17 protein-coding genes and 4 pseudogenes are annotated in these 24,129 nt (G+C 62.5%); 12 read left to right on the plus strand and 9 right to left on the minus strand.

What is annotated here, in order from left to right; translation table 11 throughout:
* Positions 1 to 428: 428 nt before the first annotated feature.
* From ppsA to B0G69_RS13210, 3 genes are all read left to right on the plus strand, one after another.
* Positions 429 to 2,834 carry a phosphoenolpyruvate synthase gene (gene ppsA / locus B0G69_RS13200; protein WP_121317569.1) on the plus strand — a complete coding sequence of 802 codons (2,406 nt, stop codon included), beginning with the start codon at positions 429 to 431 and terminating at the stop codon, positions 2,832 to 2,834.
* A 168-nt stretch (positions 2,835 to 3,002) separates the two neighbouring features.
* Complete coding sequence (locus B0G69_RS13205) at positions 3,003 to 3,458, plus strand: NfeD family protein (protein WP_121319372.1); 456 nt, start codon at positions 3,003 to 3,005, stop codon at positions 3,456 to 3,458.
* An 88-nt stretch (positions 3,459 to 3,546) separates the two neighbouring features.
* Positions 3,547 to 4,485 carry an SPFH domain-containing protein gene (locus tag B0G69_RS13210; protein WP_121317571.1) on the plus strand — a complete coding sequence of 313 codons (939 nt, stop codon included), beginning with the start codon at positions 3,547 to 3,549 and terminating at the stop codon, positions 4,483 to 4,485.
* A 118-nt stretch (positions 4,486 to 4,603) separates the two neighbouring features.
* On the opposite strand, the gene smpB is transcribed toward B0G69_RS13210, so the two are convergent.
* On the minus strand, positions 4,604 to 5,050 hold the full coding sequence (gene smpB / locus B0G69_RS13215) for an SsrA-binding protein SmpB (protein WP_042323149.1): 447 nt from the start codon (positions 5,048 to 5,050) through the stop codon (positions 4,604 to 4,606).
* A gap of 112 nt (positions 5,051 to 5,162) precedes the next feature.
* Here smpB and B0G69_RS13220 point away from each other — a divergent pair, with 112 nt between their 5' ends.
* Positions 5,163 to 5,600 (plus strand): type II toxin-antitoxin system RatA family toxin, encoded by a 438-nt coding sequence (locus B0G69_RS13220; RefSeq protein ID WP_121317573.1) that lies wholly within the window; start codon positions 5,163 to 5,165, stop codon positions 5,598 to 5,600.
* Complete coding sequence (locus tag B0G69_RS13225; RefSeq protein WP_121317575.1) at positions 5,597 to 5,929, plus strand: RnfH family protein; 333 nt, start codon at positions 5,597 to 5,599, stop codon at positions 5,927 to 5,929. Before B0G69_RS13220 ends, B0G69_RS13225 begins: the two co-directional genes overlap by 4 nt.
* Positions 5,930 to 6,000: 71 nt before the next feature.
* Here the strand turns inward: B0G69_RS13225 and B0G69_RS13230 are convergent, their stop codons facing one another.
* Complete coding sequence (locus B0G69_RS13230; protein WP_121317577.1) at positions 6,001 to 6,978, minus strand: DMT family transporter; 978 nt, start codon at positions 6,976 to 6,978, stop codon at positions 6,001 to 6,003.
* A gap of 392 nt (positions 6,979 to 7,370) precedes the next feature.
* Here B0G69_RS13230 and guaB point away from each other — a divergent pair, with 392 nt between their 5' ends.
* From guaB to B0G69_RS13255, 4 genes and pseudogenes are all read left to right on the plus strand, one after another.
* Positions 7,371 to 8,831, plus strand: a complete 1,461-nt coding sequence (gene guaB, locus B0G69_RS13235) for an IMP dehydrogenase (RefSeq protein ID WP_121317579.1) — start codon at positions 7,371 to 7,373, stop codon at positions 8,829 to 8,831.
* Between the two features lie 6 nt (positions 8,832 to 8,837).
* Entirely contained in the window at positions 8,838 to 9,599 is a 762-nt protein-coding gene (locus B0G69_RS13240) for a hypothetical protein (protein ID WP_121317581.1), read from the plus strand.
* 215 nt (positions 9,600 to 9,814) lie between these two features.
* Positions 9,815 to 11,398, plus strand: a complete 1,584-nt coding sequence (gene guaA, locus B0G69_RS13250) for a glutamine-hydrolyzing GMP synthase (RefSeq protein WP_121317585.1) — start codon at positions 9,815 to 9,817, stop codon at positions 11,396 to 11,398.
* 221 nt (positions 11,399 to 11,619) lie between these two features.
* Positions 11,620 to 12,917 (plus strand): annotated as a pseudogene (locus B0G69_RS13255) (tyrosine-type recombinase/integrase).
* A gap of 230 nt (positions 12,918 to 13,147) precedes the next feature.
* Here the strand turns inward: B0G69_RS13255 and B0G69_RS13260 are convergent.
* Together B0G69_RS13260 and B0G69_RS13265 are read right to left on the minus strand one after the other, a co-directional pair.
* On the minus strand, positions 13,148 to 14,374 hold the full coding sequence (locus B0G69_RS13260) for an ISL3 family transposase (RefSeq protein ID WP_121319374.1): 1,227 nt from the start codon (positions 14,372 to 14,374) through the stop codon (positions 13,148 to 13,150).
* A 222-nt stretch (positions 14,375 to 14,596) separates the two neighbouring features.
* Complete coding sequence (locus B0G69_RS13265; RefSeq protein WP_121317587.1) at positions 14,597 to 15,274, minus strand: response regulator transcription factor; 678 nt, start codon at positions 15,272 to 15,274, stop codon at positions 14,597 to 14,599.
* Between the two features lie 148 nt (positions 15,275 to 15,422).
* Between B0G69_RS13265 and B0G69_RS13270 the strand changes: the two genes are divergently transcribed.
* Positions 15,423 to 16,106: a response regulator transcription factor gene (locus B0G69_RS13270; protein WP_121317589.1), complete on the plus strand. Its 684-nt coding sequence runs from the start codon at positions 15,423 to 15,425 to the stop codon at positions 16,104 to 16,106.
* Entirely contained in the window at positions 16,093 to 17,478 is a 1,386-nt protein-coding gene (locus B0G69_RS13275) for an ATP-binding protein (protein ID WP_121317591.1), read from the plus strand. The genes B0G69_RS13270 and B0G69_RS13275 overlap by 14 nt, the downstream gene beginning before the upstream one ends.
* 430 nt (positions 17,479 to 17,908) lie before the next feature.
* Here B0G69_RS13275 and B0G69_RS13280 read toward each other — a convergent pair.
* A pseudogene (locus B0G69_RS13280) lies at positions 17,909 to 18,512 on the minus strand (tyrosine-type recombinase/integrase); the annotation flags it as partial.
* A gap of 58 nt (positions 18,513 to 18,570) precedes the next feature.
* Positions 18,571 to 19,002 (minus strand): site-specific integrase, encoded by a 432-nt coding sequence (locus B0G69_RS40660; protein ID WP_147440727.1) that lies wholly within the window; start codon positions 19,000 to 19,002, stop codon positions 18,571 to 18,573.
* Between the two features lie 253 nt (positions 19,003 to 19,255).
* Between B0G69_RS40660 and B0G69_RS41800 the strand changes: the two are divergent.
* Positions 19,256 to 19,428: pseudogene (locus B0G69_RS41800) on the plus strand (LysR family transcriptional regulator); the annotation flags it as partial.
* A gap of 108 nt (positions 19,429 to 19,536) precedes the next feature.
* On the opposite strand, the gene B0G69_RS13290 reads toward B0G69_RS41800, so the two are convergent.
* The 3 genes and pseudogenes from B0G69_RS13290 to B0G69_RS13300 all read right to left on the minus strand — a co-directional run.
* Positions 19,537 to 22,236 carry a CoA-binding protein gene (locus tag B0G69_RS13290; protein WP_121317592.1) on the minus strand — a complete coding sequence of 900 codons (2,700 nt, stop codon included), beginning with the start codon at positions 22,234 to 22,236 and terminating at the stop codon, positions 19,537 to 19,539.
* A gap of 10 nt (positions 22,237 to 22,246) precedes the next feature.
* Positions 22,247 to 23,545 (minus strand): ATP-grasp domain-containing protein, encoded by a 1,299-nt coding sequence (locus B0G69_RS13295; RefSeq protein WP_121317594.1) that lies wholly within the window; start codon positions 23,543 to 23,545, stop codon positions 22,247 to 22,249.
* Positions 23,546 to 23,767: 222 nt separating this feature from the next.
* Positions 23,768 to 24,073, minus strand: a pseudogene (locus B0G69_RS13300) (citrate-proton symporter); the annotation flags it as partial.
* Positions 24,074 to 24,129 lie beyond the last annotated feature (56 nt).

Here is a 24,129-nt window from a genome sequence, read left to right on the forward strand (position 1 = left end):
ATGCAGCGCGCCGTGGGCACCACAACCGCGCCCGGATGGCGGAGGAGCCTCGCAAAAGCCCGTCGGCCGGTCCGGGGCGCGTTTCGAGGCGCAATTCTCGTCCGACTGCCACATTTCAGGAGTCGGCACGGTAGAATAGCGGCAACCTGTTGGATAAGCAATTGCAGGCGATTGGCGTCTAACTCGCCGCGAACGACCGCTCAACGCGGCGCTTTCGGTCGGTAACTGGTGCTCAATGGGGTGGATCGACCGGTAAATTCGGCCATTCGCTCCTTTCATCGCGCTTTTGGCGCTGAGGCTGCCGCTGGCCTTTGCCGCGATTGTTTCTCCAACAGGTTGTGCAAGACACGGGGTCACGCTCCCAATGGGCGTTCCGTGTTCAAGCCCACTTGCACAGCCGTGAATTTCTTTCACACTTAGGGGCTTGTATGACTAACGCAGTTACCGTCGCAAAGGACAAGGCGTATGTAGTTCCGTTCGAGCAGTTGCGGATGACCGACGTGGAAATCGTCGGTGGCAAAAACGCGTCGTTGGGCGAGATGATCAGTCAGCTCGCCGAAGCCGGCGTGCGAGTGCCGACCGGGTTCGCCACCACGGCACTGGCTTTCCGCGACTTCCTGCATCACAACAATCTGACCGACCGCATCGCCAAACGTCTCGAAACGCTCGACGTCGACGACGTGAAGGCGCTCGCCGAAGCCGGCAAGGAAATCCGTCAATGGATCGTCGACGCGCCGCTGCAGCCGCAGCTCGAGGCCGACATCCGCGCGGGTTTCGACACGCTGCAAAACAGCTCGCCTGAAGAGCTGTCGTTTGCCGTGCGTTCGTCGGCCACGGCGGAAGACTTGCCGGACGCTTCGTTCGCGGGTCAGCAGGAAAGCTACCTCAACGTGGTCGGCATCGACGACGTGCTCGATCGCATGAAGCACGTGTTCGCGTCGCTGTATAACGACCGCGCGATCTCCTATCGCGTCCACAAGGGCTTCACGCATGCTGAAGTCGCCTTGTCGGCGGGCGTGCAGCGCATGGTGCGCTCGGACGTCGGCGCGGCCGGCGTGATGTTCACGCTGGACACCGAATCGGGCTTCAAGGACGCCGTGTTCATCACGTCGAGCTACGGTCTCGGCGAAACCGTCGTGCAAGGCGCCGTGAATCCGGACGAGTTCTACGTCTTCAAGACCACGCTCGCGCAGGGCAAGTACCCGATCATCCGCCGCTCGATCGGCTCGAAGCTGATCAAGATGGAATTCACGAAGGCCGGCGAGCAGGGCCGTGTGAAGACCGTCGACGTTCCGCACGAGCAGCGCAACCGCTTCTCGATCACCGACGAAGACGTGATCGAACTGGCGAAGTACGCGGTCATCATCGAGAAGCACTACGAGCGTCCAATGGACATCGAGTGGGGCAAGGACGGCCGCGACGGCAAGATCTTCATCCTGCAGGCGCGTCCGGAGACGGTGAAGAGCCAGGCAGCGGGCAAGGCCGAGCAGCGCTTCAAGCTGAAGGGTCAGTCGAACGTGCTGGCCACCGGCCGCGCGATCGGCCAGAAGATCGGCGCGGGTCCGGTGCGCGTGATTCACGATCCGTCGGAAATGGACCGTGTGCAGCCGGGCGACGTGCTGGTCGCCGACATGACCGACCCGAACTGGGAGCCGGTGATGAAGCGCGCATCGGCGATCGTCACGAACCGTGGCGGCCGGACCTGCCACGCGGCAATCATCGCGCGTGAGCTGGGCGTGCCGGCGGTGGTCGGCTGCGGCGACGCAACCGACGTGCTGAAGGAAGGCGCGCTGGTCACCGTGTCGTGCGCGGAAGGCGACGAAGGCAAGATCTACGACGGTCTGCTCGAAACCGAAATCACCGAAGTCCAGCGCGGCGAACTGCCGCCGATTCCGGTGAAAATCATGATGAACGTCGGCAACCCGCAACTCGCGTTCGACTTCTCGCAACTGCCGAACGCAGGCGTGGGTCTCGCGCGGCTCGAGTTCATCATCAACAACAACATCGGCGTTCACCCGAAGGCGATTCTCGAGTACCCGAACATCGATCAGGACCTGAAGAAGGCGGTGGAGAGCGTCGCTCGCGGTCATGCATCGCCGCGCGCGTTCTACGTCGACAAGCTGACCGAAGGGATCGCGACGATCGCCGCGGCGTTCTATCCGAAGCCCGTGATCGTGCGTCTGTCGGACTTCAAGTCGAACGAGTACAAGAAGCTGATCGGCGGTTCGCGTTACGAGCCGGACGAAGAAAACCCGATGCTGGGTTTCCGTGGCGCGTCGCGCTACATCGCCGAAGATTTCGCCGAAGCATTCCAGATGGAATGCATCGCGCTGAAGCGGGTGCGTGAAGAGATGGGCCTCGACAACGTCGAGATCATGGTGCCGTTCGTGCGTACGCTGAAGCAGGCGGAGCGCGTAGTCGGGCTGCTGGAGAAGTTCGGCCTGAAGCGCGGCGAGAAGGACCTGCGCCTGATCATGATGTGCGAAGTGCCGTCGAACGCGATCCTCGCCGAAGAATTCCTGCAATTCTTCGACGGCTTCTCGATCGGTTCGAACGACTTGACGCAGCTCACGCTCGGCCTCGACCGCGACTCCGGCATGGAACTGCTGGCGGTCGACTTCGACGAACGCGATCCGGCGGTCAAGTTCATGCTCAAGCGTGCAATCGAAACCTGCCTGCGTCTGAACAAGTACGTCGGTATCTGCGGCCAGGGCCCGTCGGATCATCCGGATTTCGCGCAATGGCTGACGGACGAAGGCATCGCGTCGATCTCGCTGAACCCGGACACCATTATTGAGACGTGGCAGCAACTGGCGAAGTCGGCGGGCAAGTAAAGCGTGCGACATGCCGCTTGATGGTGAAGAACCCAGGCGGCATGCATAACGTGAGATGCGGTACGTCAAGCGTGAGTTCAAGCGCACCGCATCGCCCGTTAATGCGCAGGCGCTTCGTGCTATAAACACCCCGGTAGATCCGGGGTGTTTTGCTTTGTGGAGGTCGACGTGGTGCCAGGTGGATTGTTCTGGTGGATCGGGGCGGGCGTGCTGGTCGTGCTGGAGTTGACGAGCGGCACCTTCTATCTGTTGATGATCGCGTTGGGCTTCGTCGCGGCGGCGCTCGCGCACATTGCCGGCGCCGCTGCCGACGTGCAGTTCGCAGTGGCCGCCGTGGTCGCGCTGGCGGCGGTCGTGCTGCTCAGGCGCTCGCGCTTTGGCCGTCGCAAGCGCGCGCACGCGTCGCGTAATCCGGACGTCAATCTCGACATCGGTCAGACGCTGAGCGTGCCGGCGTGGCACGAGCGCCGGGCGCGCGCGAATTATCGCGGCGCGGCGTGGGATGTCGAACTGGCCGCTGGCGAGCCTGAAGATGCGCAGGTCTACGAAATCACGGAATTGCGCGGCAGTTGTCTGGTCGTCGTGGCGAGCCGGCAGCCGAAGAACAACGCAAACACGGCCTGAGTGTCCGGCACGCTTGCGCTCTGCGCGTGCATCCGGGCTTGAGTCAAACACGCGCAACTATTCAAACCAGAGGGGCGGGAGAGCCAATATGGATTCAACCATCGTCGGGGCCGTGCTGCTGATTATCGTGATCGTGCTCGCGGCACAGACCATCAAGATCGTGCCCCAGCAGCACGCGTGGGTGCTGGAGCGTCTCGGCCGTTATCACAGTACGCTGACGCCGGGCTTGAGCTTCGCTTTTCCGTTCGTCGACCGGATCGCGTACAAGCACATCCTCAAGGAAATTCCGCTCGAAGTGCCGAGCCAGGTCTGTATCACGCGCGACAACACGCAGTTGCAGGTGGACGGCGTGCTGTACTTCCAGGTCACTGATCCGATGAAGGCGTCGTACGGATCGAGCAACTTCGTGTTCGCGATCACGCAGCTGTCGCAGACTACGCTGCGCTCGGTGATCGGCAAGCTGGAGCTCGACAAGACTTTCGAGGAGCGCGATTTCATCAACCACAGCATCGTATCCTCGCTCGATGAGGCGGCCTCGAACTGGGGCGTGAAGGTGCTGCGCTACGAGATCAAGGACCTGACGCCGCCCAAGGAGATCCTGCACGCGATGCAGGCGCAGATCACCGCCGAGCGCGAGAAGCGCGCGCTGATCGCGGCGTCCGAAGGGCGCAAGCAGGAGCAGATCAATATCGCGTCCGGAGGCCGTGAAGCGGCGATCCAGAAGTCCGAAGGCGAACGGCAGGCGGCGATCAACCAGGCGCAGGGCCAGGCGTCGGCGATTCTGGCGGTGGCCGAGGCCAACTCGCAGGCGATCCAGAAGATCGCGGCCGCGATCCAGTCGAACGGCGGCATGGAAGCGGTGAATCTGAAGGTGGCCGAACAGTACGTGAACGCGTTCGGCAATCTGGCGAAGCAGGGCACCGCGCTGATCGTGCCGGGCAATCTCGCGGATATGAGTTCGATGATCGCGTCGGCCTTGACGATCGTGAGCAAAGGCAAGGACAAGGGCGTGACCGAGGCGCGGTGAGCCAGGCGGTGCGCGGATTTGTCCGCCGCGAAAAACAGATGGCCCGCAGATCGTGCGGGCCATTTTTCATTGAGTGCCGAGCGCTTGCGGTGTGGTGGGACTCGGAACGTGTCTTCGATCAGCTCGGCGAGCGCATCAATCGCGCCTTCTCGCGTTCCCAATCGCGCTTCTTCTCGGTTTCGCGCTTGTCGTGCTGCTTCTTGCCCTTGGCGAGGCCGATCTCGCATTTGACGCGGCCGCCCTTGTAGTGGAAGTTCAGCGGCACGAGCGTGTAGCCGCGCTGCTCGACCTTGCCGATCAGTTTGCTGATCTCCTCGCTATGCAGCAGCAGCTTGCGCGTGCGGACCGGGTCGGGGTTGATATGGGTCGAGGCTTCGGGCAGCGGGCTGATGTGCGTGCCGATCAGGAACAGTTCGTTATTCTTGATAACGACGTAACCTTCCTTGATCTGGCCGCGCCCGGCGCGCAGCGCCTTGACCTCCCATCCTTCGAGCACGAGCCCTGCTTCATAGCGTTCTTCGACCGAGTAGTCGTAGAAAGCTTTTCTGTTGTCGATGATGCTCATGAATGGAAAGTGCCCAACTCGTTTAAAATCACGATTTTAGCAAAGCGGGGCAAGGAAAGCCCGCGGCGCTTTTCAACCCGCTTGTCCACCCTTGCCACGCGCTGTTCAATTTATGGCAGATGTCCAGAAAACTGTGTTGATCCGTCACTCGGCGGAACAGATGTTCGACCTCGTTACCGACGTCGCCGATTACCCCAACTTCCTGCCCTGGTGCGGGGGTGTCGAAGTCCGCCACCGGGACGAAACCAGCATGGAGGCGAAGATCGACATCAACTTCAAGGGCATCAAGCAGCACTTTGCCACACGCAACAGCATGGAGCGGCCAACGCGCATCGATATGGAGTTCGCGGACGGCCCGTTTCGCAGGTTCACCGGTTTCTGGCGTTTCACGCCGCTGCGCGCGGATGCCTGCAAGATCGAATTCGCGCTGCACTACGAATTCACCAACGTCATTCTCGAGAAGATCATCGGGCCGGTGTTCAATCACATCGCCAACACGTTCGTCGAGTCATTCGTGAAGCGCGCCGACCAGCGCTACGGCAAGGCATGAGCGCGCGCCTGTCGATCGAAGTCTGCTACGCGTCGCCCGACGGGCAGGCGCTGATCGCTGTGGACCTGCCCGAGGGCGCCACGCTGCAACAGGCGCTCGACGCGAGCGGCATCCTGCAGCGCTTTCCGGGCATCGATCTGAATACGCAGAAGGTGGGTGTGTTCGGCAAGCTCAAGCCGCTCGACACGGTGCTCGCCGATCATGACCGGGTCGAGATCTATCGTCCGCTGCTGGTCGATCCGAAGCTGTCGCGCCAACGCCGCGTCGAGAAGACCCGCAAGGCAGGGTCGATCGAAGGGCGCCGTTGGCAGAATCGGGATTCGCGCTAGGCGGCGCGCGGCCGCGCGTTGAAGCGGGGCGGCGGGTTCGCGCCAAAACGTTGCGAACCGTTGGGCCGCCCTCAAGGCGCCGAAACCTGCGCCTTCTTCTTGATGGGCGCGAGCCCCGACGTATCATCGTCCGCATGCTGGCGCACCGACCAGCACACCCCCGCCACCAGCAGCAGGATCGCCGCCAGTTCCAACGGACGCGGCAGGCGCTGGTCGTAAATGAACGCGTAGAGCAGTGCGAAAAGCGTCTCGAATACGATCATCTGGCCGGACAGCGTCAACGGCAACCGCTTCGACGCGGCATTCCACAGCCCGTTGCCGAGCCACGACGCGCCGATCGCGAGGCCGAGATTCAGCATCCAGAACGTGTGCCAGCGCGCGTCGGCCAGTTCGCCTTGCGGGCCGCCCGACGGCAGCACCGCGATCACGAGCCATAGCGCCGCGCCGAGCGCGCCCGTCACCACGCCCCACAGCACGGACCATTCATTGCCGCTGAAATGCGTCTGGCGCTGCAGATAGCGGGCGTTTTCGACCGCGAACCACGTCCAGCAGCCCAGTGCGCCCACCGCGCAGGCGACCCCGAGCAGCTTCGTGGCGACGCTCACCGGCGTGCTGTCGGCCACCGTGAACACGTCGATGTTGATGCAGACGATGCCCGCCATCACCACCGCCAGCGGCCACGCGAGGCGGGCGAGCGGCACGGCGCCGTGATCGCGCCGCCCGAGCAGTGTGACCGTGACCGGTAGCACGCCGACGATCAGCGACGCGGGTGCGATGCCGATCAGATGCACGGCCGCCGTCAGCAGCAGGTAATAGACGAGATTGCCGGCCAGCGCCAGTTTCACCAGCGCACCGAGATCCGCCCGGGTCAGCCGTTTGACGAGTGAGCGCGCCATCGGCAGCGCGGCGGCCAGCGAGACGATGCCGTACATCGTGTAGCGCCCCGCGCTCAGCAGCAGCGGCGAAAAGTCGGGCAGCACGCGCGGCACCAGAAACACCATGCCCCATAAGGCCCCGGCCATTACCCCATATGCCACACCGCGCTGCATCGACTGCCCCTGCAAGAAAACTGGAATGGCCCGCAGGATAGCCGTTCGCCGGGCTGCGCGTCTTGTTCGATTCTGCATTCGGGCGGTTTTTGGGCGGTTTCGGTGCGCCGAGCCGTCGTTTTCCGCGGGGTTGCAGGGCTTCGGCGGGGCGGGCGGCGCACGCTGCCATCGCACTGCGCCACGTGAAAACCTCCCCGGCCAGGCCACCCGCGTGTCCCGCCGCCCTCGAACGCGCAAACGAAACCCGATCGAACCCGGCGCGAACGGTGAAGCGAAATCGACAGGCCCGAAGTCACGAAAAAAATCGCCCGAAATTCGCTAAGCTGCTGTTCGTGCAGTGAAAACCGGGGAGGTATCGCGTATAATTCGCTTTTGCGCCTATAGGATTTGCCATGCGTCTGATCCAAACAGCACTCACGTTCGATGACGTGCTCCTCGTCCCGGCTTTCTCCGATGTTTTGCCGCGCGACACCAGCCTCAAGACCCGGCTGACCCGCAACATCTCCCTGAATATGCCGCTCGTGTCCGCCGCCATGGACACCGTCACTGAAGCTCGCCTCGCGATCGCAATGGCGCAAATGGGCGGCGTGGGCATCATCCACAAGAACCTCACGCCGGCCGAGCAGGCGCGTGAAGTCGCCAAGGTGAAGCGTTTCGAGTCGGGCGTCGTGCGTGATCCGATCACGGTGCCGCCGCAGATGAAAGTGCGCGACGTGATCGCGCTGTCGCAACAGCATGGCATTTCGGGCTTTCCGGTCGTCGAAGGCGCGCAGCTGATCGGCATCGTCACGAACCGCGACCTGCGCTTCGAAGAGCGTCTGGATGAGCCGGTGCGCACCATCATGACGCCGCGCGAGCGCCTCGTCACGGTCAAGGAAGGCACGCCGCTCGCCGAAGCGAAGGCGCTGATGCACAGCCACCGCCTCGAGCGCGTGCTGGTGATCAACGACGCGTTCGAACTGCGCGGCCTGATGACCGTCAAGGACATCACCAAGCAGACCGAACACCCGGACGCCTGTAAGGACGAGCACGGCAAGCTGCGCGCGGGCGCGGCGGTCGGCGTCGGCGAGGACAACGAAGAGCGCGTCGAACTGCTGGTGCAGGCGGGCGTCGACGTGATCGTCGTCGATACCGCGCACGGTCACAGCAAGGGCGTGCTCGAGCGGGTCAAGTGGGTCAAGCAGAACTTCCCGCACGTCGAAGTGATCGGCGGCAACATCGCCACCGCGGCGGCCGCCAAGGCGCTCGTCGAGTACGGCGCGGACGGTGTGAAGGTCGGTATCGGCCCGGGCTCGATCTGCACCACGCGGATCGTCGCCGGCGTGGGCGTGCCGCAGGTCACCGCGATCTCCAACGTGTCCGAAGCGCTCAAGGGCACCGGCGTGCCGGTCATCGCCGACGGCGGCGTGCGCTTCTCGGGCGACGTCAGCAAGGCACTCGCAGCGGGCGCCAACGCCGTGATGATGGGCAGCATGTTCGCCGGCACCGAAGAAGCGCCGGGCGACGTGTTCCTGTATCAGGGCCGACAGTACAAGTCGTACCGCGGCATGGGTTCGGTCGGCGCGATGAAGGACGGCGCGGCGGACCGCTACTTCCAGGACAACTCCGCGAACATCGACAAGCTGGTGCCGGAAGGTATCGAAGGCCGCGTCGCCTACAAGGGCTCGGTCAATGCGATCCTGTTCCAGCTGATCGGCGGCGTGCGCGCGAGCATGGGCTACTGCGGCTGCCGCACGATCTCGGAGATGAACGACAAGGCCGAGTTCGTGCAGATCACCGGCGCGGGCCTGCGCGAATCGCACGTGCATGATGTGCAGATCACCAAGGAAGCGCCCAACTACCACGTGGACTAAACGCCAATGAAGCCACTGCTGCGCGTTGTACTCATCCTCGATGCCTTGTTGTTGCTTGCGTTCGGCCTGTTGTTTCTGCTGACACCCTGGACTTCGTTGTACGACGCGCTGCAGTTGGTGCAACCGCAGCCGGCGCTGGTCGGCCAGGGGTTTGGCGTGGCGCTGATCGGGCTCGCGTGGCTGGCCTTGCACGCATCGTTCGACGGGGCGCTGACCTCCGCGGTCGCCAAGGTCGTCGGTCATGTGAACTGGCTGACCGGTGTACTGATGCTGGTCTGGCTGCTTGGTTTGCATACACCGGCGCTCACCGGCTTCGGGCAGATCGTCGCGGTGCTGGCGGGCGTGGTGCTGGTGGTGGTCGGTCTCGGTGGGGTGCGTTTGTCGGGTGCGGTGCGCCGGCGCGAGAAGGGCATTGTGGTCAAAGGCGCTTCCAGCCGTGCTGAAAAGCGCGCTGCGCAGCAAGCCGAGGCCGAGGCGGCAAAAGAAGCCGCAAAACGCCGTGAACTGGAGCGCGAGCCTCGCGTCACCGCGGGCTTTCCGGTCTATCGCGCCGAGCCGGTCGTCGAACCCGTCATGCCGGTCACACGGCCGGTCAATCCGGATAGCCCGGTGAATCCCGTGAGTTCCGCTTCGACGACGCCGGTGCATCCGGTGACGGGCGAAGCCGGCCTCACGGAGTCCGAACGCGCTGCCCGGGCCGCGCGCGAAGACGCCCGCAACGCCGCCGCCGATGCCCCTGGCGGACCCCGGCCGCCGCTTCATGGTTGACGCGCTCGGCGTCACGCCGTCCGCCGAAGCTACCGGATTCCGTTCGCGCGTTCATCCGCGCGCGCCGCACGCAGATGGCTGCGACGGTGCATACGCCAGTACGCTTCATCGTTATGTTTCATGCTCGATCGTTCCCACGCGGACCGCTTTGAATTCAACGCCGTGCCTCGTGCGCGGCATTCCGTATTTGCTCACTTTTGACTCCGTCCGCTGCCATGCATGACAAGATCCTGATCCTCGACTTCGGTTCGCAAGTCACCCAACTGATTGCACGTCGCGTTCGCGAAGCCAACGTGTATTCGGAAATTCACCCGTACGACGTCGATGCGTCGTTCATTCGCGACTTCGCGCCGAAGGGCGTGATCCTCTCCGGCGGCCCGAGCTCGGTCACCGAAACGGATACGCCGCGCGTGCCGCAAGCGGTGTTCGAACTCGGCGTGCCGGTGCTCGGCATCTGCTACGGCATGCAGGCGATGGCCGAGCAGCTGGGCGGCAAGGTCGACATCGGCCATCTGCGCGAATTCGGTTATGCCGAAGTGCGCGCGCGCAACCATACGAGCCTGCTCGAAGGCATCAGCGACTTCACCACGCCGGAAGGCCACGGCATGCTGAAGGTCTGGATGAGCCACGGCGACAAGGTGCTCGAAATGCCGCCGGGCTTCGCGCTGATGGCGTCGACGGAATCTTGCCCGATCGCGGCAATGGCCGACGAACAGCGCCGCTTCTACGGCCTGCAATGGCATCCGGAAGTCACGCACACCGTGCAGGGCCGCGCGATGCTCGAACGCTTCGTGCTGCAGATCTGCGGCGCGCGGGCCGACTGGGAAATGGGCAACTATGTCGACGAAGCCGTCGCGAAGATTCGCGAGCAGGTCGGTAACGAGCACGTGATCCTGGGGCTGTCGGGCGGCGTGGACTCGTCGGTGGCGGCAGCGCTGCTGCATCGCGCGATCGGCGACCAACTCACCTGCGTGTTCGTCGATCACGGCCTGCTGCGCCTGAACGAAGCCGAGCAGGTGATGGCAACCTTCGCCGATCACCTCGGCGTGAAGGTGATTCACGTCGACGCAAGCGACGTGTTCCTGCGCAAGCTCGCCGGCGTGACCGATCCGGAAGCGAAGCGCAAGATCATCGGCGCGGAGTTCGTCGAGGTGTTCCAGACCGAAGCCGGCAAGCTGACCGATGCGAAGTGGCTGGCGCAAGGCACGATCTATCCGGACGTAATCGAATCGGCCGGCAAGGGCAAGAAGGGTGCGCAGACCATCAAGAGCCACCACAACGTGGGCGGCCTGCCGGAGACGCTGAATCTGAAGCTGCTCGAACCGTTGCGCGAACTGTTCAAGGACGAAGTGCGCGAACTTGGCGTGAAGCTCGGTTTGCCGCCGGCGATGGTCTATCGCCATCCGTTCCCGGGCCCGGGTCTGGGCGTGCGGATTCTCGGCGAAGTACGGCGCGATTTCGCGGACCTGCTGCGTCGCGCGGACGCGATTTTCATCGAGACGCTGCGTACGTTCATCGACAAGGAAACCGGCAAGTCATGGTACGACCTGACGAGCCAGGCGTTCGCGGTGTTCCTGCCGGTGAAGAGCGTCGGCGTGATGGGTGACGGCCGGACCTATGAGTACGTCGTTGCGCTGCGTGCCGTGCAGACGCTGGACTTCATGACCGCGCATTGGGCGCATCTGCCGCACGAGTTGCTGGGGCATGTGTCGAACCGGATCATCAACGAAGTGCGCGGGATCAACCGGGTGGTGTACGACATCTCGGGGAAGCCGCCGGCGACGATCGAGTGGGAATGATTTAGACTGCTCCCAAGTCGTTCCGGGAGGTCCGGTTTTCCATGTTTTTCCGTTTAAAAACATGAGGTTATTGTCCGGTGTGTTCTGCTGTTATCCGGGCAATGCCTGGTGGAAATGTCGGTATCGGTGACGGTACAGACGTTTCTTCCTCGGACGGCCTTGTCCGATACCGTCAATCAGTCCGACGGTATCGGTTGACGGTATACGTTCGAGGAGTCCCTATGCTCACAGATATGCAGTTGCGAGCGCTGAAGCCGGCCAAGAATATCTACAAGGTTGCCGATCAGCGGGGGCTATATGCGGCAGTGACGCCTTCAGGCGCGGTGAGCTTCCGGTACGACTACCGGGTGAACGGTCGCCGCGAAACCCTGGTAATCGGCCGGCACGATCCGTCACATTCCGCACGGAAGCCACGCAAGCCAGACGAACTCGGATTCGGAATGGCTATTAGCCTCCCGGAAGCCCGGCTTCTACGCGACCAAGCCTACGGAGCAATCCAACGCGGAGAGAGTCCTTCACGTGCGAAAGTCGAGAAACGGGTCGAGGCGACCGAGGCGCGAACGTTTGGTAAGTGGGCGGAGAAATACTTTGTGGAGACTGCTCTTGCCGACTCCACGCGAGCGATGCGCAAATCGGTATATGACCGGAATCTCGCGTCGGAATTTGGCCGGCTGAAGTTGGAAGAGATCACGCCCGCACGACTGATGGCGCGCTGCGAGAAGATCAAGGAGAGGGGCGCCGCGGCCCCTGCCGTGCAGGCGCGCGACATCGTTCTGCAGGTCTACCGTTTCGTGCAGGCGCGGGGACTAAAGGTGGACAATCCTGCGGAGGCCATCCGCCCATCTGCCATCGCCAGCTTCAAGCCGCGCGATCGGGCACTGTCGCCTGCTGAAATCCACGTGTTTTTCAGTGCATTGGAGCAGACGCCGACGATGCCTACGCTGCGTCTTGCTATCAGATTCATGCTGCTCACGCTGGTGCGCAAGTCCGAGTTCATTCTGGCGATGTGGGGTGAGATAGATTTCGACGCCGCAGTCTGGACAATTCCGAAGGAACGGTGAAGGCCGGTCGTCCCCACATTGTCTATCTGAGCCAACAGGCTCTGGACATTCTGGTCGCATTCAAGACGTGCTTCGGAGCGAGTTCGTACGTGCATCCCGGCCGCTATGAGACGGCCTCGCCAATAAGTGCGGCGACTCTGAACCGCGTCATTGACAGCACGGTCAAGCTGATACGCGACGGCGGGGCAGATTTTGATCCTTTCACGGTGCACGATCTGCGTCGGACGGCCAGCACGCTGTTGCACGAAGCAGGGTTCAACACCGACTGGATCGAGAAATGCCTCGCTCACGAACAGCGTGGCGTGCGTGCGGTCTACAACAAGGCGGAGTATGCAGAGCGGAGGAGGGCGATGCTCCAGGCGTGGGCAGATATGCTGGACGGCTGGATTGGTACGAATCCAAAGGCGAGCGTCCTAGCGTCGCCGCGGCCAGTCAAGACTCGTGAGTACATCTCTTAAGCTCGAACTTCTATGTGCTCAAGAATGTACCCGTTTGCATTCGGATCGCCATGTTGACGCTCGGCGACTAAACCAAATTTCGGCGTACGTGAAAAATTTTTGTGGCTACATAGGACTCCTATTTATTAGGCTAAATATTTTCTGTTTTCAGGAGAGGACTCGAATGATAAATATAACTATTTGATGGTGAATAAAAAAGGCTCTTTTGAAAATGCAGTGGGTAACGGGGCTCACAAGGCATGCGGGTTGAAGCCGGAGAAATCGAGCTTGCCAGCAACGAGAAAGAGGACCGTGCGCATCGTCGCGAAGCGCGTGTAGCCGCGAGCTTTTCGCTTGGCCGCTTGAAACAAGCCGTTGATTGCTTCGATGAAGCCGTTGGTCTGGCGGGTCTGAGTCCAGGCGACGATGCCGTCGAAGTGCCGACGAATCAGGCGCGCGACCTCCTTCATCGGCTCGACTTTTGAGCGCATGACATTGGTGCACCACTGCCGCAACATCTCGGAGACGACATGGATTTGCTTGCGTTCGAGAATCTCTCGCAGCTGCTCGCGATACAGCCATGCGCGGGTGGTGCGCTTGGTGGCGTACTGCCTGACAAGAGCCTCGAGGTCGGTCAATTGCGCAAGATTCAGTTTGTTGGCGTCCTTGAGCAGCGTCCAGCGCATCCCTTTGAGTTCCGGGTCGGCTTTCTGTTGTTGGCGGCGCACCGTATCAAGCGCCTTGGACGCGTGGGCGACGACGTGAAACTTGTCGAACGTCACTCGCGCGTTGGGCAGATGTTCGCCCACGCCCTTGATAAACGCGGGCGACATGTCGATGCTCACGGAGGTGACTTGCTCGGGCGTGCCGTAGTGCTGGCTAAGGCACGCCGCAAAGCCCTCAATCGTCTTCGCGTCCCGGCCGGGCGTGACGAACACGACGCGACGCGCCCGCATATCGGCGACCAGTGTCAGATACTCGTGGCCGCGCCGGTACGAGGTCTCGTCAATGGCGACCGTGCTCACGTCCGAGAGGTTCGCAGACGCGAGCGCGAGTTCCACAAAGCGCGAACAGATGGCGTGCACCCGGTGCCACGACAGATTGAGGATGCGCGCCACAGCGGCAAACGGCATCTGCTGCGCCAGCATCAGCACCAGCGCTTCGAACAGCAACGTAAAGCCGTCGAGTTGGCCGACCCAATCCGGCTCGACCAGCCGTACCGCGCCATCCGGCAAGCGCACTCGCGGTACGCGCACCTCCAGATAGCACTCGTGCTGGAAGAAATTCAGGTGGCGCAGTCGCTTGATTTGCGTGTCATGCACTGGGTGCTCACCGGCGACCTCGGGGTAGGCGAACCGGCTGCCAGCGACAAAGTCCACGGCAATCGTGAGCTGCCGTTTGGCCGTGTCGAAGTCGACGCCTTGCACGTACCACGGGGCCTTGATTCCCAAGGCGGCTTCAAAGAGTTGATTCGTCATGTTCGCTTCGTCTCGCATGGGCTGGTTGCCGCATTCTGCCGCAACCAGCCCATGCACCAGCTTGCCGATTCAGGGCGCCTCAAGGGTTCGCTACGCCGGGCTTACGCCTGCCCCTGACCCGCCAAATCACCCACTCGGCTTTCAAAAGAGGCAAAAAATTTAATGCGGCGCAACATGCCGCGTCGGCGCGCCTGAGCCGGGGCTTACAAGGCTTTCTGCGTGTCAGGGCGCCGGGTTCAACACGTATCCCGCGCCGACCACCGTATGAATCAGCGCCCGCGGGAAGTCGCGGTCCACCTTCGCCCGCAGACGATGCATGTGCATATCGATGATGTTGCCGCGCGGCTCGAAATCGTAATTCCACGCGGCCTCGAGCAGCATGCTGCGCGTCACGACCTGCCCCTCGCGGCGCACCAAACATTCGAGCAAAAGGAATTCGCGGTGCTGCAGGCGCAGATCACGACCGCCGCGGTTTGCGGTCCGCGCCCGCGTGTCGAGTACCAGATCCGCGCATTCAAGCCGCTCGCTCATCCTGCTGCGATCGGCGCGCCGCGCGAGCGCCTCGATTCTGGCCAGCGCTTCGACGAACGCATACGGCTTCACGAGATAGTCGTCGCAACCTGCGCGAATCGCCTCCACGCGTTCGTTCAGGCCGCCGACCGCCGACAGCATCAGCACCGGCGTCGTGTCCCCGCCGGCGCGCAACTGCTGGACGAGAGCCAGGCCGTCGAGCGCCGGCAAGCGCCGATCAGTCACAATCACGTCGTAGATGCCCTCACGCGCATAGGCGAGCCCGGTCGCGCCGTCGTCCACCGAGTCGACAATCAGACCGCTCTCGCTCAGGCCACGCGCCAGGAACTGGCTGGCGCGCATATCGTCTTCGATCAGCAGGATTCGCATGCGCTGGGGCTTACGTTAAAATTTTTTCACGTTGGCGCGAAACGCCTGTGCAGCTTCGCGCGGCATACTGCGGAGATCTTAGGTACGAGCGTAGTGTAAATCGGCCGGCCAGCGCAGGTTCGACGCTCGCTCATTTCTGGAAAAAGGCATGTTGAACGTATTGGTCGTCGAGGACGACGAGCAAACTCTCGCAGAGATCGTTGAAGCGCTCACCGATCACGGCTGTAGGGTCGAAACCGCAAGCACTGGCCGCGACGGTTTGATGTTCGCGGTCGCCAACCGTTACGACGCCATCGTGCTCGATCGCATGTTGCCGGGCGGCCTCGAAGGGCTCGGCATGCTGTCGGCGTTGCGCAGCGCCGGCGTGCTCACGCCGGTGCTGATCCTGAGCGCGCTGTCGGCGGTCGACGAACGTGTGCGCGGTTTGCGCGCCGGCGGCGACGACTATCTGACCAAGCCGTTCGAATTCATCGAACTGACCGCACGGCTCGATGCGTTGATGCGCCGTCGGGAGGCGGCGCCCGGTGTGCAGGAGTACCTGGCCGGCCCGTTGCGTCTGGACCCGCTCAAACGCGAAGTGACCTGCGCCGGCCGCCCGGTACTGCTGCTGCCGCGCGAGTACCGGCTGCTCGAATATCTGATGCAGCACCAGGGCCAGGTGGTGAGCCGCACCATGCTGTTCGAAGCGGTATGGGACTACCGGCTCGACGAGCGGACTAACGTGATCGACGTGCACATCAGCCGTCTCAGGAAGAAGCTCGACCCGGACGGCACGGCTCCGATGATCGATACCGTGCGCGGTTCGGGGTACATGCTACATGCGCCTGACTGAACTGCACCGCACCACCGGCTTTCGCCTCGCCACGCTGTTTCTGGTGCTGTTCGGCGTGATTGCGATGCTGCTGTTCGGTTACCTGTACCGCGAGATCACCGGCTTCGAACAGGAGCGCATCGACGACTGGCTGCTTCGCGAGCACGTACAATTGAAACGCGAAGCGCCGGACGAACTGGTCGCGCGGTTCGAACATCAGAACCAGTTCGATCCGCGCCGCCAGCGCCCGTTCGGCCTGTTCGAAGCCAGCGGCAAACATCTTGCTGGCGGCTATGCGGGCGATCTGCCGGCCATCCCCGTCTTTGGCAAGCCGTTTTCGATGCGACTCGCAAATCTGCCGGGCCACCCGCCTGGCCGATGCATCGCCGCGCACGCGCCCGATGACCGCATCGCTTTACAATGCCAGAACACCCTCGAGCTCGACCACTTCGACGACGAACTGCTGCATGCGCTGCTCTCCACTGCGATGATCACGCTCGTTATCGGCCTGATCGGGGCGACCCTGATTGGCGTTTCGGCGATGCGGCGGCTCGATGCGGTGACCGCGTCGATCGAGGAAATCGTCGCTGGCAATCTCAGCAGGCGTTTGCCGGTGCATTCGAAACGCGACGACGTGGATCGCCTGGTCGGCGTCGTGAACGGGATGCTCGACGAAATCGAGCGCCTGATGAACGAGGTCAAAGGCGTCTGCGATGCGATTGCGCACGATCTGCGCACGCCGCTCACGCGGGTGCTCGGCGGACTCGAACGTGCCCAACGGCGCGCCAGAACCGAGGCAGAGTATCGCTCGGCCATTGATGAAACCATCGTGGAAACCAGCGGTCTGCTACGCACTTTCAACGCACTGCTGCGCATTTCGGAAATCGAAAGCGGCGTGCGCCGCGCCGGCTTCACCAGCGTTGATCTGGCCGCCGTCGCCGACGACGTGTTCGAGTTCTACGAGCCGACCGCCGAAGACAAGCAGATTGCCTTCGAACTGGAGCGCACGGTGTCCGGCCCGCTGGAAATCCAGGGCGATCCGAATCTGCTATTCGAGGCGCTGGCGAATCTGGTGGAGAATGCCGTCAAGTTCGCACCGCATGGCGGAGCCGTGCACATGACGCTGTGGCACGACGGACGAGGGGCCGGCGTGACCGTACGCGACAATGGACCAGGCATCGCACCGACCGAGCGCGATGCCGTCCTGCGCCGTTTTTATCGTGGAGAGGCGAGCCGTCATACGCCCGGCAGCGGCCTGGGGCTCAGTCTTGCCACCGCCGTAGCCGGCATGCACGGCATGATGCTGGCGTTCCACGACACGAACGTCGGTTGCGAGATCAGCCTGTTCAAACCCGCCCAACGTACCCAACGTCATATTGCGAATAGCCGATGATCGATAACCTGCCGGTGCATTGACCTCGCTCCGTAAGGTTCTCGGCGGGCCTAAGCTTCTGCTCTGCGTACTGTTTTTGTTACATAGAGCCTTGCGCGAAAAAAACGCTCAGATTGGCGCCCCTAGCACACGCTCACCCTAACCGTCACACGCCAGAGCGCGCAATCTGGAATTCGGCGGGAGGTGCGCTACGCGAAAGGATTGCTACCCTTTGTCAGATGCGAGGATGATGGGTGTCATCGCCGTGCAACCGCTTCATAGCCTGCGTCCGACGTGAAATCAGCATTGGTGAATGTCTCGTGTCGAGTCGAAAGTGGACGACCAGCGAGCTTCATCAAGTGGCTGAAACTGGCCCGAGAGGAGCGGTGCCTCCGACGCGAATGCGGCCGCAGAGACAAACAGCCTGTCGTACGGCCGCGGCGTGTTTTTTGATCTCAGTTTGCGCTGAGATCTCGAGCCCATCGTCGACCTCTATGCCGAGGTATCGAACGGTGCTTTCGAGCCTATGTCCCAGCAGAAGTTGGACCGCTCTGAGGTTCTTCGTCCGCTTGTAAATCAAAGTAGCCTTCGTCCGACGCATCGAGTGAGCACCGTAAGCGGTCGGATCAAGGCCGATCGCGGCGACCCATTGATGCACCTTCCGGGCGTATTGTCGCGTTGAGATATGCGGCGACCGAGAAAGGCGGCTTGGGAAAAGATACTCGTCGGACCTCAGCCTTCTCGATCCATGCAGCGACCGCAGCGCGAGCGGGCTCTGTGACCTCGACTTGCACGGGTCGTTTGGTCTTACGCTGCATTATCATCGCGCGCGGCAGTTTCTGATTGCCGTGGGTTACGTCGCGGACATGCAGGTTGACGAGGTCGCACCCGCGCAGCTTGCTGTCGATCGCAAGGTTGAATAGCGCTAGATCACGAACCGCGTGCGCGTGCTGGAGGTGAATCCGGATTGCCCAGACGTCTTTCGGCTTCAGCGGCGGCTTCTGACCAACCAACTTGCCTTTGTTCCAGAGCTCCCGGCTTTGATTGCTTCCCATGAGAGACTCCCATTGAGTTGATGGGAGTTACATTGTCTTCCACCATTCTTTTTCGCCGTCACCGGTCGGAGCAGTCTCTTTGCCCAAGTCGGCCTTTGCCGTCATTCAGGTACCGGCTCTGGTCAGGCGGCAATACGCCGCTTTCCGGACGTTTGCACCTCGACGGTCGCGTGAACGGTCCACATCGGCCCCTCGCTAGTGCAGCGCTCAGACTAGGTCGATGGCGTAGAACGACACCGTCGCAACGGCAGGATGGAAGGTGCTCGCTCAGAAACTCGGCGAGCACTGATTCGTCGATGCGACAAACCTCCACACGACGGCGATGAATCCATTGCGCAAAATGATCGATGCTGCGTACGTAGGTGGCAAAGCTGTTATTGGCGTAACCGCGGTCCGCCAGGTACTGCACGAACGCATCGACATGAGGCGCCAAGGGCCGCTCGTTGAGCCAGTTGGTGAAGCAGCGTTGAGGAAGTCGGACGTTTTTCATGGCGGTCTCCTGAAGTAGGACCACCACTGGACTCCGATGCCGAAACTATGTCCAGAAGATCGCTAACCAGCCCGCCGCCAGCCGCGCTGCACCTACATTACGCGAATTCGCAGCCAACAAACTATACTGAATTCCATACATAGGCGCTGAATACGGACGTTCGCAATTCGGCGGCGCTGTCCAACGTCGGTCCCGATGACCACTTTGGCCAGGATCATGCTCAATGGCCGCTGTACTACGCAGAGGATGGCCTGTGGGCGTCAACTTCGACCGGATGATTTGCAGGCGTTTCGAGCCGTCGTATAGTCGGGTGGCTTCCGGAAGGCCACCGATGCGGTCAACATCTTGTGGTCGGCTCTGAGCCGCCCCATCGACAAGCTCGAGCAGGCAATCCGCGTGCGGCATTTCGAGCGAACGTCGTCTTCGGAACGATCGATGTCCGCTGGTTATCAATGGACGCGGGAGAAAGCCCGCAACTGCCCTAAAGCACAGCAGCCACGTAGTTGCCTTGCCCCGCGCCGGTAAGACTCGCGCTCAGGCCACGAAGCGGCACTGGGACGCGGGCGTGCGCGTGTCCATGTTGCGTCCGCGGTTGAGGTGATCGTCGATTTCCGCCGCGCAGCCGAGCATGCGCGGATAAAGGAAGATCGTGAACGCGGCGGTCTCCAGATCGGACTCGCCGAATTCACCGCGTCGCAGCGGCTGCCACAGCATCTTCAGCAGCAATGCGGCGATCACCGCATCGACATTGACGCAATAGACGTTGCGCGAGACGCCTGCCTCGAACAACGCCTGCACCAGCTCGCGGTAGTACGCATGGAACACGTTGTATTCACCGCGCTTCTCGCTCAAGTCGGCGATGAACACTTCGCGCGGGTCGTGGTTGACCGGTCTGTCCTTGAACACCGGATGATTCACGCCCGGAAGCTTCGCGATGTCGAGGCTGCCCGCATGCTTCTGCCGCGCCTTGTACTGCGCGTATCGCTCGACGGAGCGCTCGGCGAGCGAGCGCAGGTCCACGCCGTGGCCGGGCTTCGACGGATCGTCCAGCGCGGTTTCCTTGAAAGCATCAATCAGGAACGCGATGCCCTCGTACCCGTTCCCGCCGTGCGTGTAGCCGGTATGCGAGAGAAAGCCGACAAGCGCCTTGTTGAGCTGCACGCGCTCGGGGCCTTCCGGACCGTCGGCGGATACCGCGCCCTTCGCCCCCTGCGCCGAGATCGCACCCGGACCGTTGGTGAGCAGCAGGCCGACGAGCGTTTTGAAGGCGAACAGGTCGTCGGGGCCGGGCTTCAGGTTGAGCAGCGCGGCGAAGCTGATTTCGGTGAGACTGCGCTCGTTCAGCAATTCGTTGGTGGAGAAGCCGCAGAAACCGTCCGGGCCATGCCGGGACGCATCGGCCGATGCACCGATGAGCGTCCCAAATAGCATGCTCCACCAAGGCAGGCTTTCGGCGGTCACGCGCGAGATACGCTTGCGCATGAGCGGGCCCCACGCCAGCGTCGTCGTGATCGCGGCGAGCACCGCGTCGCCGGTCGGGTGAGCAGGCTGCGACGTCAGCCAGCGGACGAACGCCGATTTCGCGCCGCGCGCGGCGAGTCCCGCGAGCATTGCTTCGGCGAGCGGATCGTGAGAGTCGGCGAAGAACTGTTCACAGCCGCTTGCGTCGATGCGTGCGACGTCGAAGGTTTCATTCAGCGCGTCGGCAAGACCAGCGGCCGCAAAACGATCGATCAGCCACTTGGTGACGTCCCGCGCCGCGCGCTGACGTTTCGGCCCGACGATCGACGCCGCAGCCGCGAGAATTGCATTCGGGGCGTTCTCCGCTTCGCGTGCTGCCTGCGCCGCCGCGAGTTCCGGCCTGCCGTGCAGATTGACGAATGCGGCGATCGCCACATCGATGAGTTTTTCGTCATTCTCGCCGCCGAATTCGTGCAGCAGGGCAAGGCCGACGTTCGCTTCGAGCGAACGCGTCGCCGCCTCCAGCATCGACGCACCGTGCAGGCTGCTCACTTGCGTTTTCGCGTCCATCTGCGACGCGCCCGATGCGTCCTTGAGCGCCTGGCGCGGAGCGATCACGCCGATCTGTCGATCGACCTGATGGACCTGCTCGTTATATGGCGCAACAGCTTCCACGACCGGAATTGCGAGGCCGTCCGGCAGCGCGATGCCCTGATCGGAGCCGAACCACGGCTTGAGTGCGAGACTGCCCTCCGACTCGAAATCGGGCATCGTCGCGTTGGCACGCATCACGGCGCTCAGCGCGGCCGGGATGTGCGCGATATTCGTCACCACGGCACCCTTCATCGAGCAGCATGGGTCATCCGGCGTGAAGAGGCGCTCGACGCCGAACTTCTGCATGAACCAGCGTTCCTTGGCTTGCGCATCGTCGTTGCCGCCGGCCATCGCGCCGGCGTGGCCGACTGCCCGCGTGAGGCGGCTCTTCCACCGTCCCACGACGCACGCGACGACTGGCTTCGTGAAGACCGCATCGGCCTCGTAGTAGCCACCCGGTTCGCAGTAAAGCACCGCAGCCTTGCTGCGCGCATCGTTGGCGAGCGCGAACGCGAATTCCGGCGCGGCATAGTGGATGTAGACGTCCTTGCCGCTCGAGATGACCGTCGACGTGCCCCAGCCACCCATGCGCAGGTATTGCGCAATCGTCGTGCTGAAGCCACCGGAGTTGGAGAAGATCGCGATCGAGCCCTTGCGCAACGAATCGTCAGGATTGTCGCCGCCGAGCGCTCCGCCGATCCTCACGCGATTCCACGAATCGGCGACGCCGAGGCCGTTCGCGCCGAAGATGTCGATGCCCGCCTGCTGGCCCATCGCGCGGATTTCGCGGGCGTCGTGGACCGCGATCTTCTCGGTGATAATGAAAATCTTCCGCAACTCGGGATTCACGCGAATCAGTTCAGCCACGCCGTCGCGGGCCGCGGACGGCGGCAGATAGACGACGCCGCAGTTGAACCGGTGTCCTGCTTCGAGCCCCTCGCGGACGTTGTTGTACACACGGATGTCGCCGGCCGGCGTCGCGAGCACTTGACCGCCCTTGCCCGGCGCCGTGCCGAATACGACGTTACCGCCCGAAAATGCGTGACTCACGGGCGTCACGTCCGACGATTCACCGCCCAGGATGTTGAGCACGCACACGCGATCCTCGCGCGTGGCGATCTGTGCGAGTGAGTTGACGCCAACGAAATACTTGAACGTATTGCTGCCTTGCTTGTACATGTCGATCTCCTCAGGCACGAGCCGTTTCGGTTTGCCTCGGTGACGCGCCAATCCTTGCTGCGATCTCCGTGCGGCCGCCGGCGCGCATCCAGGCGTCCGCCTGACGTGCGTACTGGATCACTTCGCTGATGTCAGAGTCGAAGCCGAACAGCCGGTAGGCCAGGCCCAGCGAGTCGCATGTGTCCCTCAGCGCCGACATGCCGCGCACGAGGTTCGGACCTCCACGGCCCAGCACGACATAGAGCGGCGTCGGGCCGTGCTCGCTGAAGTGCTCGCGTAGGGCGTCGGCCATGGCGCGCAGCGTCTCGTAGATGTCCGTGTTATTGGACTTGCCGCCAATGATGAAGAGCACGTTCGCCTGTTCGAGCCAGTGCCTGAAACAGATGCGCGCCACTTCCTTCATCTTCGCGTAAGGCGGATTGCCGCCGAAATCCGACGAGATGATCGCGGCGTCGCCCAGCATTTCGGTGACGAGCGAGTTGGCGCCGCCGCCGAAGGTCGGCGCGAGGATCGTCCCCTTCTCGTTGATGACATACACGTCGCTCTGGCCCTGATGGGTGCGAAGCTGGTTGATCTCCTGCTCGAAATCGGAATAATCGGCGGCAAACAGATGAGGCGGCAGGCCAAGACGCGCCCAGCGCGGATCGTCGCGATCGAAGCCGCACTTGAAGTCGCACGCAACCGGCGTAAGGCGACCGCTCCTGTCCTCGCGCATGCGGATCGGGTTCAACTCGAGCGTCGTCATGCCGAAGTTGTGAAAGAGTTCCCAGAGTTTCGGCAACTGCTGCACGAGCGGCGAAATGATCTCCTTCGGCGCGCCGATCTCGCTCAGTGCATTCGCTACGACGAACGCCTTCAGCCCGGTCAGCGCATCGAACGGCACCATCGCCACCTGCTTCGGGTCGACTTCCTCGATGTCCATGCCGCCCACGTGCGAAAGCGTCATGGTCGGCGCACGAAAGCGGGTGGAATCCGTGATCGAGAAGTAGACTTCGTGCGTGGCCGGCACACCGGCTTCGAAGGTGACGCCATTCGCCTTCGCCTTGATGTGGCCGACGGTATGCTCGGCGAAGTAGAGCCGCTCCTTTTCCGCGAGCGCGGTCTTCAGGTCGGTCGCGCGGCCAAGCAAACCTGCCTTGCCTTTCTTGCCGACTCCGCCCTTGAAGACGGGCTTGATGAAGATCTGGCGATGACGGTCGATCAGCGCCTTGACTTCCTCTTCGCTAGCGCTCGGACCGAGGATTTCGCTGGCCGGAAATCCGACGAATTGCAGCAGGCGCGCGCCGTGCAACATACCGGTGATTTGCATGGAAATGTCTCCTGAAGTCTAAGCAATGCACTTCGCCTGCTTACAAAACAGCACGTTGCGGGCGGACAGCGGTGAATTCAGTCGCGAGATGCCGGTTCGCCGGGACGCGGCGATCTGCGAGCAAAGGTTGTTGGAACCGAATCATTCGGAGCGGGGCGCATATGCACTTTTATCCGGCCGCTCTGCGGGCCAGGCGACGAGATGCGTGCCTTGCGCGACTCGTCAGGCGACGGTCGCCGATCGCTCCGCTGCACCGCCTCGTCGATAAAGCACAAGCGTCGCGACGAGGCCACATACGGCTGCGAAACTCAACCAATAACCGGGCGCCGCCTTGTCGCCGGTCACCTGAATGAGATAGGTCGACACGGCGGGAGTAAATCCACCAAAGACGGCGGTTGCAAGGCTGAAAGCGAGCGAGAAACCAGCGACGCGCACGTTGACCGGCATGACTTCAGTCAGAGCCGCAACCATCGCGCCGTTATACATCCCGAAAAAGAACGACAACCACAGCAGCACCGCGAGCATCCGCACAGTGACCGAGTGCGTTTCTCAGGTCCCTGCCGCGCCAAGAAACAGTCAGCTAC

Origin of the sequence: Paraburkholderia sp. RAU2J (genome assembly GCF_003634845.1) — a bacterium.
GTDB lineage: Bacteria > Pseudomonadota > Gammaproteobacteria > Burkholderiales > Burkholderiaceae > Paraburkholderia > Paraburkholderia fynbosensis.

Bases quoted from the DNA above. Each gene is read 5' to 3' on its own strand.
- guaB (WP_121317579.1), top strand. From the start codon at position 7,371: ATGCGTCTGATCCAAACAGCACTCACGTTCGATGACGTGCTCCTCGTC.
- B0G69_RS13220 (WP_121317573.1), top strand. From the start codon at position 5,163: ATGGCAGATGTCCAGAAAACTGTGTTGATCCGTCACTCGGCGGAACAG.
- B0G69_RS13290 (WP_121317592.1), bottom strand. From the start codon at position 22,236: ATGTACAAGCAAGGCAGCAATACGTTCAAGTATTTCGTTGGCGTCAAC.
- B0G69_RS13210 (WP_121317571.1), top strand. From the start codon at position 3,547: ATGGATTCAACCATCGTCGGGGCCGTGCTGCTGATTATCGTGATCGTG.
- B0G69_RS13240 (WP_121317581.1), top strand. From the start codon at position 8,838: ATGAAGCCACTGCTGCGCGTTGTACTCATCCTCGATGCCTTGTTGTTG.
- B0G69_RS13275 (WP_121317591.1), top strand. From the start codon at position 16,093: ATGCGCCTGACTGAACTGCACCGCACCACCGGCTTTCGCCTCGCCACG.
- ppsA (WP_121317569.1), top strand. From the start codon at position 429: ATGACTAACGCAGTTACCGTCGCAAAGGACAAGGCGTATGTAGTTCCG.
- B0G69_RS13270 (WP_121317589.1), top strand. From the start codon at position 15,423: ATGTTGAACGTATTGGTCGTCGAGGACGACGAGCAAACTCTCGCAGAG.
- B0G69_RS13225 (WP_121317575.1), top strand. From the start codon at position 5,597: ATGAGCGCGCGCCTGTCGATCGAAGTCTGCTACGCGTCGCCCGACGGG.
- guaA (WP_121317585.1), top strand. From the start codon at position 9,815: ATGCATGACAAGATCCTGATCCTCGACTTCGGTTCGCAAGTCACCCAA.
- B0G69_RS13260 (WP_121319374.1), bottom strand. From the start codon at position 14,374: ATGACGAATCAACTCTTTGAAGCCGCCTTGGGAATCAAGGCCCCGTGG.
- smpB (WP_042323149.1), bottom strand. From the start codon at position 5,050: ATGAGCATCATCGACAACAGAAAAGCTTTCTACGACTACTCGGTCGAA.
- B0G69_RS13265 (WP_121317587.1), bottom strand. From the start codon at position 15,274: ATGCGAATCCTGCTGATCGAAGACGATATGCGCGCCAGCCAGTTCCTG.
- B0G69_RS40660 (WP_147440727.1), bottom strand. From the start codon at position 19,002: ATGAAAAACGTCCGACTTCCTCAACGCTGCTTCACCAACTGGCTCAAC.
- B0G69_RS13230 (WP_121317577.1), bottom strand. From the start codon at position 6,978: ATGCAGCGCGGTGTGGCATATGGGGTAATGGCCGGGGCCTTATGGGGC.
- B0G69_RS13295 (WP_121317594.1), bottom strand. From the start codon at position 23,545: ATGCAAATCACCGGTATGTTGCACGGCGCGCGCCTGCTGCAATTCGTC.